This window comes from Streptomyces aurantiogriseus, from assembly GCF_014649375.1.
In the GTDB taxonomy this organism is placed as follows: Bacteria; Actinomycetota; Actinomycetes; order Streptomycetales; family Streptomycetaceae; genus Streptomyces; species Streptomyces aurantiogriseus.
Genome location: NZ_BMSX01000007.1, coordinates 79,962 through 91,709 on the forward strand (window position 1 = coordinate 79,962; position 11,748 = coordinate 91,709).

The following is an 11,748-nucleotide window of genomic DNA, read 5'->3' on the forward strand; positions in this document are numbered from 1 at the left end:
GGGGTGCCGCCTTCAGTGGGTCGGGAGCCGCCCCAGGCGGCACGCATGCCCGCAGCTTGACGGCTCGACTGCCGCGGAGTGGGACGGCTCAGCTGACGACGGGCGTGAGGGGACGTACCCAGGGGCGCGGGGCTGTGTCGATCTGCGGCTCCGCCGCGTGGGCGCGATCAGCCACCGGCCACCCGCAGACAACTCACGACCTGCAGTCCCCGGCGCTCCCAGCGGGCGTCAGCCCTTCACCGCTCCCGTCAGCATCCCCTTCTTGAAGTGCTTCTGGACGAACGGCGACAGGACGGCCACCGGCAGCAGCGCCATCACCATCACGGCCATCTGCACGGCCAGGCCGGACAGTTCGCCGGTCTTGATGGCCTGGCCCAGACCGACCGGCGCCTCCTGCTTCTGCACCAGCTGGATCATGACGTTCTGCAGCGGCATCATGTCCTGGTCGTTGAGGTAGAGCGACGCGTTGAACCAGGCGCTCCAGTAACCGACCGCGTAGAACAGCGTGATCACGGCCAGTACCGCCCTCGACAGCGGCATCACGATCCGCCACAGGATCCGGAAGTCCCCCGCCCCGTCGATCCGCGCGCTGTCGATCAGTTCCTGCGAGATCCCCATGAAGAAGCCCCGCAGCACCAGGATGTTGAAGACGCTCACCGCGCTCGGCAGGATCAGCGCGAGGTAGGTGTCGGTCAGGCCGAGGGACTGCACCAGCAGGTACGTCGGGATCAGACCGGCGCTGAAGAACATCGTCGCCAGCAGGATCATCAGCAGCCAGCGGTGGCCGAGCGAACCCGTGCGGGACAGCCCGTACGCGCACAGCACCGACACCGTCATCGAGAACGCCGTACCGACGAGCGTGACCAGGACGCTGATGACCGCCGCACGCGTCACCTGCCCGCCGCTCAACAGCTCCTGGTACGCGACGAACGTGATGTCCTTCGGGATCATCACCAGTCCGCCCGCCTCGTCGATCGTCTTCCGCGAGGACAGCGAGGTGACGACGATGATCCACAGGGGGAACAAGATGCCCAGGCAGGCCAGCGCCAGGACCAGGCCCTTGCTCGCCAGGCCCGCCTTGGTGGGCTTCTCCTCCCACACCGGTCGCGGCGGCGGCTCCCACCAGCGGGGCTCGGCCGCGGCCCCGCGCTCACCCGCCGGCTTGTCGATCACGGCACTCACTTCCGGTACACCCCCTGCTCGCCCATGAGATGGGCCACCTTGTTCGCGACGAGGACCAGCCCGAGGCTCACCACGCCCTTGACGAGCCCGGCGGCGGCCGCGTAGCCGAAGTCCTGGTTGCGCACGCCGTTCCACCAGACGAAGGTGTCGAGGACCTCCGCCGCGCCGGGTCCGACGGCGTCCCGTTGGAGGAGGATCTGTTCGAAGCCGACGGTGAGGGCGTCGCCGACGCGCAGCACCAGCAGCAGGGCGATCACCGGGCGCAGCGCGGGCAGGGTGACGTGCCAGATGCGGCGCCAGCGGTTCGCGCCGTCCATCGCGGCGGCCTCGTACAGGTCCTGGGGGACCGAGGCGAGCGCGGCGAGGAAGACGATGATCCCCCAGCCGGCGTCCTTCCAGACGCTCTGCGAAGTGATCAGGAACGGGAAGGTGTTCGGGTCGGTCATGATGTCGAGGCCGTCGTACCCGTGCTGCCGCAGCAGTTGGGAGAGCATGCCCGCGCCGCCGAACATCTGCTGGAAGACGGCGATGACCAGCACCCACGAGAAGAAGTGCGGCAGGTAGAGGACCGCCTGCGCGACCGCCCGCACCCGGGGCCTGACCACGCTGTTGATGAGCAGCGCGAGCAGGATCGTGACCGGGAAGAACACCACCAGCTGCAGGAAGAACAGCACCAGCGTGTTCTCCACGGCCTGCCAGAAGGCGGAGTCGTCGAAGATCCGCTGGAAGTTCTCCAGCCCCACCCAGGGGCTGTTCAGGATGGAGACGATCCCGTTGTCACTGATGTAGGGGTCGTACTCCTGGAAGGCGACGACGTTGCCGAGGATCGGCACGTAGTTGAAGAGCAGCACCAGGAGGACGGCCGGCAGGGTCATCAGGAGCAGGACGCGGTCGCGTCTGAACCTGAGGCGCAGGCTCAGCTTCCCCTGCCCTCGTCCCCGGCCGGAGCCGGTGGCGCCGCCGGGTGGCACCACCGGGGTCTTCCCGTCCTTCTCCGGCGTGCTGGCCTCGGTCCCGCTCCGAGGCACCGTGCTGTTCGACACGGCCGTTCTCCTTGCCTCGGGGCCGGGTCAGCTCGCGGCCGAGCCGTTGTCGTCGAGCAGCTTCTTGTACCAGTCGCGCAGCTGGTCGCCACCCTTCTTCTTCCAGTCGGAGACGGCCTGCTGCATGTCGCTGATCTTCTTGCGGCCGCGGGTGATGTCGTCCTCGAGCTGCTCGAAGTCGTTGGAGAGGTTGGTGTAGCGCGCGGGCTCGGTGATCATCTGGCCGAAGAAGCTGGACTTCTTGGTGAAGGCGCCCATCCGCTGCTGCCACTCCACCTGGGCCTTGGTGACCTCGGGGAAGTCGGGGTGGGCGAGGGTGGCGGCGGGGCTCGCGACCATGACGTAGGCGTTCATGACCTGGTTGTTGCCCGCGGTGGTCTTGATGGGCACGCCGTCCTTGACGGTGTAGTGGGTGCCCTCCACGCCGTAGTTGGTCATCATGTATTCCTTGGTGCCGTACGGCGCGGCGGTGACGTTGGCGACGGCCAGCACGTCACGGATCACGGCCTCCGAGGCCTTCTTGTTGACGTAGGCGAAGATGCCGGCCGGCTGTTCGGCCCAGACCGTCGGGTCGCCGCCGTCGTGGCCGTGGACGTCCATGCCCCAGATCTTGAACTCCGGGTTCTGGGTGGCCTGTTCAGCGGTACGGCTCCACCACTGGCTGATGTTGTTGGAGTAGATCAGGAACTCGCCCGCCGCGAACTTGGGGCCCGGGTCGGGGGCGTTCTTGCCCATCAGGGCGTCGGGGTGCACGACCCCGGCGGCGAAGAGCTTGCGGGTCCACTCCAGCGCTTCGAGATACTCCTCCGTCTCGATGCGGTTGATCATCTTGCCGTCGACGAGGTTCCAGCCGAGCGGCTTCTCACTGCCGGAGAGGACACCGAACATCTGCCAGGCGGTCCACTTCATGTCCAGGCAGGCCCAGCGCTTGGCCTTGGCGTTGGTGATCTCCTTGGCCAGCGCCAGGAACTCGTCCGCCGTCCGCGGGACTTCGTACCCCTCCTTGTCGAAGATGTCCTTGCGGTAGAGGGGCACGATGCCGGTGACGTACGACTGTGGCATCGGCAGGCCGCGCAGCTTGCCGCCGATGATGCAGCGCTGCCAGGCGTCGGTCGGGATGGCCGCGAGGTTCGGGTACTCCTTGACCGCGTCCCCGGAGAGGTAGGGGCCGAGGTCGGCGAACTTGCTGATGATGGCGCTGGGTATCTTGCCGCCCATGTTCCAGCTGGGGACGACCACCACGTCCGGTACGTCGCTGGAGGCGAGGACCGCGCCGAGCTTCTGGTCGTAGGTGTTGCCGTCCTGGTTCTGCCAGACGACGTCGACGCCGATCAGGTCGTTCATCCCCTTGTAGTAGGGGTTGTCCTGCTTGGGCGGGGAGCCCCAGAACGGCGACATGATGGTGACCTTGCCGCCCTTGCCGAGCTTCTTGGGCACCGAGGTCTTGAGGGTGGTGAGGTCCAGCTTGCTGGTGAAGCCGATCGGGGAGCCGTTCTTGGCGGGGATGTCGGGTGTGACGACGTTGCTGGCGACGTAGGCCGGCAGGATCTTCTTCGCGTCCTTGCCCGACGTGGTGCCCTCGCGCGAGCCGCTGTCCGCACCGCCGCAGGCGGCGAGCAACGGCATCCCACCCGCCACCGCTGCGGTGGCGACCGCCGTGGAGGCGAGGAAGCTTCTCCGGCTGGGCCCGGAGGAGGCGGAAGCGGCGTTCGGCGTCATTGCGTCAACCCTTCATGGCGCACCAGGACACCCGGCGGTGGCCGTCGGCTGCGGTGTCTCGAGTGGAACTGGCTGAGCTGAAGCGGTTCTCGGCCCGTGATCGTCGGAGGACTGGCCGCCGTCGGTGGCGGCTCCTCACCGTCGAAGGATCGTCGAAGCGCTTCGATGTTGCTGCGAGGTTAAGTGAAGGGCAGGGGGCGCACAAGGGTCGTTCCCAATATTCCTCCGAGGTGTCCCGGTTTCCTGCACGCTCATATACGGCTTGAAATGACGGCCGCACATCGGAGTTGTTGCGGTGGGGTCTCTTGACACCCACCCCGACGTCGAATGAGCATCGAAGCGCTTCGAAAGCGCCTCCCCGCTCCATCGCAAAGGGATCCTCAACGTGACCGCACCCACGCCGCCCACGCCGCCTTTCCGCGATCCGCATCTGCCGTTCGCGAAGCGCATCGACGATCTGCTGTCGCGTTTGACCCGGCAGGAGAAGATCTCCTTCCTGCACCAGTTCGCGCCCGCCGTGGAGCGGCTCGGCATCGCCGCGTTCCGCACCGGCCAGGAGGCGCTGCACGGCGTGGCGTGGATGGGCCCTGCCACCGTGTTCCCGCAGGCCGTGGGGCTGGGCGCGACCTGGAACCCGGAGCTGGTGCGCCGGGTCGGCGAGGCGGTCTCCAAGGAGGTCCGCGCGATGCGCGCCGGCGACGACCGGGTCGGCCTCAACGTCTGGTCCCCCACGGTCAACCTGCTGCGCCATCCCCTGTGGGGCCGCAACGAGGAGGGCTACTCCGAGGATCCGAAGCTGACCTCGGCCATCGCCACCGCCTACACCCAGGGCCTGCGCGGGGATCATCCGACCTACTGGCGCACGGCCCCGGTCCTCAAGCACTGGCTGGCCCACAACAACGAGACCGACCGGTCCGTCACGTCGTCCTCGGTCCGCCCGCGCGTGCTGCACGAGTACGATCTGCGCGCCTTCCGCGAGACGGTCGAGGCGGGCGCGGTGGCCGGGGTGATGCCCGCGTACAACCTGGTCAACGGCCGCCCCAACCATGTCTCCCCGTACCTGCGCGAGCATCTGCGCGCCTGGACGGAGCAGGAGTTGCTGGTCTGCTCGGACGCGGGCGCCCCCTCCAACCTGGTCGACTCCGAGCACTACTTCGACACCCACGAGGAGGCGACGGCGGCCTCGCTGACCGCCGGGGTGGACAGCTTCACCGACCACGGCACGGACGGCTCCAAGATCACCGCCCGGCTCCAGGGGGCGCTGGACCAGGGCCTGCTGACCGAGGCCGACCTCGACACGGCGGTCCGCCGGCAGCTCTCGGTCCGCTTCCGCCTGGGCGAGTTCGACCCGCACTACGACCCGCACGCGGGCACCGGCGAGTTCGACACCCCGGCCCACCGCGCCCTCGCGCGGGAGGCGGCCGAGCAGGCGGTCGTCCTGCTGCGCAACGACGGCGTCCTGCCGCTCGCCCCGGACACCCGCATCGCCGTCGTCGGTCTGCTCGCCGACGAGTGCAAGCTCGACTGGTACAGCGGCACGCTGATCCACCGCTCCACTCCCCTGGAGGGGCTGTACGAGCGGTTCGGCGCCGAGCGGGTGGAGTTCGCGGAGGGCGTGGACCGCGTCCTGCTGAAGACGTCCGCAGGAACGTTCCTGAAGGTCCCGTCCGCCCCCGAGGCCGCCGACGAGGTGCGCGGCGCCGAGGGCGCCCTGGACCCGGCGCTGCTCGCGGGCCGCACCGACCTCCCGCCTCTCACCGCCGACACCACGGGCACCGAGCTCGCCCTGGCCGACTGGGGCGAGGGCCTTCTCACCCTGCGCGCCCCCGACGGCCGCTACCTGTCGGTCGCCGAGGACGGCTGTCTGCGCGCCTCCGCCGACCAGCCCGGCGGCTGGATCGTCCAGGAGACGTTCCGCCTGGAACCCCATGGAAACGGTCACCTCCTGAAGCACATGGGAACGGGTCGCCACGTCTCTGTCGCCGCCGAGGGCGTGAAGGTTGCCGAGGAGAATCCCGAAATCTTCGAGCTCATCGTCGTCGAACGCGGCGAGGACGCAGTGACCCGCGTCACGGCCGAGGCGGACGTCGTGGTGGTCGTGGCGGGCAACGACCCGCACATCAACGGCCGCGAGACGGAGGACCGCACGACCCTGCGGCTGCCGGCCCAGCAGGAGCGGATCCTCGAGGCGGCCCGGACCGCGAACCCGCGCACGGTGCTGGCGCTGGTGTCGGCGTACCCGTACGCGATCGAGCCGGGGCACCTCTCCGCGGTGCTGTGGACCGCGCACGGAGGGCAGGCCGCGGGCACGGCCCTGGCGAGGATCCTGGCCGGTGACGTCTCCCCCGCGGGCCGGCTGCCGCAGACCTGGTACGCCGACGACGCCGACCTGCCCGACCTGCTCGACTACGACGTGATCGGCGCCCGCCAGACGTACCTGTACTTCGAGGGCACCCCGCTGTTCCCGTTCGGGCACGGTCTGTCCTACGCGTCGTTCGCCTACGCCGACCTGGCGGTGGGCGTCGGGGACGACTCGGCGCGGGTCTCCTTCACGGTCACCAACACCGGTGACGTGACCGCCGACGAGGTCGCCCAGCTCTACACGCGCCCGGTGGACCCGTCGGTCACCCGGCCGCGCCGTGAGCTGCTGGCCCACCGCAGGGTCACGCTGGCCCCGGGCGAGAAGGCGGAGGTGTCCTTCGAGGTCCCGCTGTCCGCCTTCGCGTTCTGGGACGTGGCCCGGGGCGACTGGCGCCTGGAGCCGGGCCCGTACGACCTGCTGGTCGGCGCGTCCAGCGAGGACGTCCGGCTGCGGACGACGGTGACGCTGGACGGCGAGCCCGCCGCCCCGCGCCCCGTCCTGCGGCGCGGCCTGTCCGCCGTCGACTTCGACGAGCAGAGCGGCACGGAGATCGTGGACCGGACGAAGGTGTCGGGTGACGCGGTGACGCCGATGGCGGGCGGCACGGGCGAGCTGCTCTACCGGGCCTGCGACTTCGGCGCCGGTGTCACCGGGGTGAGCGTGGAGGTGGCCGGCGAGGGCACGGTGGAGGTCTCCCTGGCCGGCGGCCCCACCCTGGCGACACTGACGCTCGCCACGCCCACGCCGGGCCCGTACGACTACACCACCCTCGACGCCCCGTTCACCGCCGGGGGCGTGCACGACCTGCGGCTCAGGCTGCGCGGCCCGCTGCGGCTCGCGCTCGTCGGCTTCTCCGGTTGAGGGTCCGGACCAGGCCGACGCGGAGAAGGGGCCCGGCACCGGAAGGCATCGGTGCCGGGCCCCTTCAGGGACAGCGATCTCGCGTCAGAGCGAGATTACCTGAAAATGGTTCCCATTAGCTAGAGGGTGGGCGAAGGGATTCGCGTCACAGAGCGAGCCCGGTGAGGACCAGCACACGCTCGTAGGTGTAGTCGTCCATCGCGAACTTGACGCCCTCGCGCCCCACACCGGACTGCTTGACCCCGCCGTACGGCATCTGGTCGGCGCGGTAGGAGGGCACGTCGCCGATGACGACACCGCCGACCTCGAGCGCGCGGTGCGCGCGGAAGGCGACCTGGAGGTCATGGGTGAACACGCCCGCCTGGAGGCCGTACTTGGAGTCGTTGACGGCGGCGAAGGCCTCGGCCTCGCCGTCCACCTTCTGCACGGTGAGGACCGGTCCGAAGACCTCCTCGCAGGAGATCGTGACGTCCGCGGGTACGTCGGTGAGGACGGTCGGCGCGTAGGAGGCGCCGTCGCGCTTGCCGCCGGCGAGGAGGGAGGCGCCGGCGGCGACGGCCTCGTCCACCCAGGTCTCGACGCGCTTGGCGGCCTCCTCACTGACCAGCGGGCCGACATCGGTCTTGTCGTCGGAGGGGTCGCCGGTGACCTGGGCCTCCACGGCGGCCACGATGCGCGGCAGCAGGCGGTCGTACACGGAGGCGTCCGCGATGACCCGCTGCACGGAGATGCAGGACTGGCCGCCCTGGTAGTTGGAGAAGGTGGCGATGCGGGTCGCGGCCCAGTCGAGGTCGGCGTCGGAGGCGTAGTCCCCGAGGACCACGGCCGCGCCGTTGCCGCCCAGCTCCAGGGTGCAGTGCTTGCGCGGCACCGAGTCCATGATCGCGTAACCGACCTTCTCGGAGCCGGTGAAGGAGATGACCGGCAGCCGCTCGTCCTGGACGAGGGCGGGCATGCGCTCGTTGGAGACCGGCAGGATGCTCCAGGAGCCGGCGGGCAGCTCGGTCTCGGCGAGCAGCTCGCCGATGACCAGGCCGGAGAGCGGGGTGGCCGGGGCGGGCTTCAGGATGATCGGCGCGCCGGCCGCGATCGCCGGGGCGACCTTGTGGGCGCACAGGTTCAGCGGGAAGTTGAACGGCGCGATGCCGAGCACGACCCCCTTCGGGAAGCGCCGGGTGAGGGCGAGGCGCCCCTGGCCGCCGGGGTCGGTGTCGAGCCGCTGGGCCTCGCCGCCGTTGAACCGGCGGGCCTCCTCGGCGGCGAACCGGAAGACGGAGACGGCACGGCCGACCTCGCCGCGCGCCCACTTGATCGGCTTGCCGTTCTCGGCGGAGATCAGCTGCGCGATCTCCTCGGTGCGCTCGACGAGCCGCTTGCTGACATGGTCCAGGGCGGCGGCGCGTACATGGGCCGGGGTGGCGGCGAACTCGTCCCGCACGCCGTACGCGGCGGCCACGGCCTCCTCGACCTGCGCCTCGGTCGGCACGCTGACCCTGCCGACGAGACGGCCGTCCCACGGGGAGGTGACGTCGAAGCTGTCCTCGCCGGTGACCTGACGGCCGGCGAGCCAGAAGGCGTGGGTGGCTGCCACATTCTCTATGGCCATGTGAGTCCCGGCCCTTCCGCGTTGGGGGTGTGCTGGCTTTCCTGGTCCACGGTAGGGGCGGCGAGGCAGCCGGTCGTTTGTCCGTGACGTAGTGGTGGGGGGTGGGGGTGCGCCGGTTTGGCGCGGTCGTCTACCGCGCGACACGCCGCAGGAACAGCCACAACGCCCCCAGCATCGCCACCCCCAGGCACCAGCTGGCCACGACGTCCAACGGCCAGTGGTAGCCGTGCCGGACCAGCCCGAAGGAGACGGCCGCGACAAGGACGGCAGCGGTGGCGACGACCGCGCGGCGCGCGAGCGCCGTGAGCAGCCAGGGCAGCAGGATCAGGGCGGCGGACCCGTAGGCCACGGCCGCCGTCGCGGTGTGCCCGGAGGGGTAGTACCCGGTGGCCGGCGGCACGACGGGCGTGCCCGGCCGGGCCGTCCACTCCTTCAGGGGGACGACGATCAGCGGCACCAGCACGATCAGCACGAGCGCGGCGACGGACGGCAGCCACCAGCGCCCCGTACCCGCTGCCCTCCCCCGCCGGGCGACGTACCAGGCGACCAGCACCAGCGCGGGCACCGCGACCGACACATTGCCCAGGTCGGCGAGGAGATCGGAGGCCCGGTCCGGCTCGACGAGGGCGCGGCTGAGGCGCCCGTCGAGGTCCAGCAGGGGCCCGTCGGTCGCGACCTGCCAGGTGAACAGCGCGAAGAGAAGGGTGGGCAGGGCGAGGAGGAGGGCGAGGAAGGAGACACCCGGGGCGGGGACGTCGGGGTCCGGCGGCGCGTCCTCGGTCCGCTGGTGGGGGCGGGTCGGCATGGGCCCAAGCTTGACAGGTGCGGCCGACCGCGGGCGCCATCGACGACCGGATACGGGTGCGCTCCGCGATCATGCGCCGAAAGGACGAGACGAGACGCATCGGACGTCAATGCCACACAGCGTCGGATCGTCAATGCCACACAGAGATCGTCAGCGCCACAAAAAATCATCAAGGCCGCAAAAAAGAAGACCCCGGCGAACCGGGGCTCCGTGGTCTGCACCTCAGAAGGAGGTCGGCCACCCCGGAACAGGGGGGGTGATTCCGGGGCGGCCGTCCGGATCGGAACGCCGGCCGCCCCGGGGGGTTTGGGGCGGGCGACCGTCCGATCGGTGAGGAGATCCGAAGCCGGAGGCTCCGGTTGTGTGCGCGAGGGCACGACCAGGTCGAAGCTGGGGAGGCCCCGGCCTGGGATTCACCCACAGTCCCCTGTGGGCGGGTGTATCTCTCATCTGGGTAGAACCTACGGCAGTGACTGGCGGGACGACAGGCGGAATCCCGTCCCGCCATCCACCTCGCACACCTTCTTCACACGCTCTGCCCGGCCCGGAATCCCACGCCTTTCCGGACCGGCGCCGCAGGCCGGCTCAGATGCGGGCGAAGGCCTGCTCGATGATGTCAAGACCCTCGTTGAGCAGGTCGTCACCGATGACCAGCGGCGGCAGGAAACGCAGGACGTTGCCGTAGGTGCCACAGGTCAGGACCAGCAGGCCCTCCTGGTGGCAGGCCTTGGCCAGCGCGGCGGTCGCCTCCGGGTTCGGCTCCTTGGTGGCGCGGTCCTTGACCAGCTCGATGGCGATCATCGCGCCGCGGCCGCGCACGTCGCCGATGACGTCGAACTTCTCGGCCATGGCACCCAGCCGGGCCTTCATCGTCGCCTCGATCGCCTTCGCCCTGGCGTTGAGGTCCAGCTCCTTCATCGTCTCGATGGAACCGAGCGCACCGGCGCAGGCGACCGGGTTGCCGCCGTAGGTGCCGCCCAGGCCGCCGGCGTGCGCGGCGTCCATGATCTCGGCGCGGCCGGTGACGGCGGCGAGCGGGAGACCACCGGCGATGCCCTTGGCGGTGGTGATCAGGTCCGGGACGATGCCCTCGTCCTCGCAGGCGAACCACTGGCCGGTGCGGCAGAAGCCGGACTGGATCTCGTCGGCGACGAAGACGATGCCGTGGTCGGCGGCGAACTGGCGGATCGCGGGCAGGAAGCCCTTCGCCGGCTCGATGAAGCCGCCCTCGCCGAGCACCGGCTCGACGATGATCGCGGCCACGTTCTCCGGGCCGACCTGCTTGGTGATCTGGTCGATGGCCTGCGCGGCGGCCTCGGGGCCGCAGTTGTCCGGGCCGGTCGGCCAGCGGTAGGCGTACGCCATCGGCATGCGGTACACCTCGGGCGCGAACGGGCCGAAGCCGTGCTTGTACGGCATGTTCTTCGCCGTCAGCGCCATCGTGAGGTTCGTCCGGCCGTGGTAGCCGTGGTCGAAGACGACGACCGCCTGGCGCTTGGTGTAGGAGCGGGCGATCTTGACGGCGTTCTCGACGGCCTCGGCGCCGCTGTTGAAGAGCGCGGACTTCTTGGCGTGGTCACCCGGGGTGAGCTCGGCGAGGGCCTCGGCGACCTCCACGTAGCCCTCGTACGGGGTGACCATGAAACAGGTGTGGGTGAAGTCGGCGAGCTGCGCGGAGGCCCGGCGTACGACGGCCTCGGCGGAGGCGCCGACGCTGGTCACCGCGATACCGGAGCCGAAGTCGATGAGGCGGTTGCCGTCGACGTCCTCGATGATGCCGCCGCCCGCGCGCGCGGTGAAGACCGGCAGCACGGAGCCCACGCCCTGCGCGACCGCGGCGACGCGGCGGGCCTGCAGCTCCTGCGACTTCGGGCCGGGGATGGCGGTGACGACGCGGCGCTCCTGGGGAAGTGCGGTCATGGGGGCTCCCTGATGATCTTGCGTACCGGGCGGTCCGGGTGGTCCGGAGGGTGCGTTTTTCGGACGCATTACTTCTTTTCTCGCAGGCTAGGACGGGACGAGAGGTGCGGGCATGCTCCATGTGGGCGTTGTCGGCGGCTCGGGTTGTCCGTCGTGGACATAGCTGCGTGGCCGCCCGTCGCCGTGGGCCCGGCCACGTAAGCGGTGAACTCCCTTTGCGGGGGCGTTAGATTGACTCGGCGATGGTGGA

The 11,748-nt window shown here is 70.1% G+C and carries 7 protein-coding genes and 1 pseudogene; 1 reads left to right on the top strand and 7 read right to left on the bottom strand.

Annotated features, from left to right (window positions below; all coding sequences use genetic code 11):
• Positions 1 to 228: 228 nt before the first annotated feature.
• From IE263_RS16765 to IE263_RS16775, 3 genes are read right to left on the bottom strand one after another with little or no spacing between them, the layout of a single operon-like run.
• Positions 229 to 1,182: a carbohydrate ABC transporter permease gene (locus IE263_RS16765; protein ID WP_373311996.1), complete on the bottom strand. Its 954-nt coding sequence runs from the start codon at positions 1,180 to 1,182 to the stop codon at positions 229 to 231.
• Entirely contained in the window at positions 1,179 to 2,225 is a 1,047-nt protein-coding gene (locus IE263_RS16770) for an ABC transporter permease (protein WP_189937159.1), read from the bottom strand. Before IE263_RS16770 ends, IE263_RS16765 begins: the two co-directional genes overlap by 4 nt.
• Before the next feature lie 27 nt (positions 2,226 to 2,252).
• Positions 2,253 to 3,944, bottom strand: coding sequence for an extracellular solute-binding protein (locus IE263_RS16775; protein WP_189937160.1), 1,692 nt, complete (start codon positions 3,942 to 3,944; stop codon positions 2,253 to 2,255).
• Positions 3,945 to 4,329: 385 nt separating this feature from the next.
• Here IE263_RS16775 and IE263_RS16780 point away from each other — a divergent pair, with 385 nt between their 5' ends.
• Positions 4,330 to 7,167: a glycoside hydrolase family 3 C-terminal domain-containing protein gene (locus IE263_RS16780; protein WP_189937162.1), complete on the top strand. Its 2,838-nt coding sequence runs from the start codon at positions 4,330 to 4,332 to the stop codon at positions 7,165 to 7,167.
• A gap of 145 nt (positions 7,168 to 7,312) precedes the next feature.
• Here IE263_RS16780 and IE263_RS16785 read toward each other — a convergent pair whose 3' ends face one another.
• The 4 genes and pseudogenes from IE263_RS16785 to gabT form a co-directional block, all read right to left on the bottom strand.
• On the bottom strand, positions 7,313 to 8,758 hold the full coding sequence (locus IE263_RS16785; protein ID WP_189937657.1) for an aldehyde dehydrogenase family protein: 1,446 nt from the start codon (positions 8,756 to 8,758) through the stop codon (positions 7,313 to 7,315).
• 145 nt (positions 8,759 to 8,903) lie between these two features.
• Entirely contained in the window at positions 8,904 to 9,578 is a 675-nt protein-coding gene (locus IE263_RS16790) for a phosphatase PAP2 family protein (protein WP_189937165.1), read from the bottom strand.
• Between the two features lie 234 nt (positions 9,579 to 9,812).
• Positions 9,813 to 10,028, bottom strand: a pseudogene (locus tag IE263_RS48580) (phosphatase PAP2 family protein); the annotation flags it as partial.
• A 135-nt stretch (positions 10,029 to 10,163) separates the two neighbouring features.
• The gene (gene gabT / locus IE263_RS16795) at positions 10,164 to 11,498 is read right to left on the bottom strand and encodes a 4-aminobutyrate--2-oxoglutarate transaminase (protein WP_189937167.1); all 1,335 of its coding nucleotides are present in this window, start codon (positions 11,496 to 11,498) and stop codon (positions 10,164 to 10,166) included.
• Positions 11,499 to 11,748 lie beyond the last annotated feature (250 nt).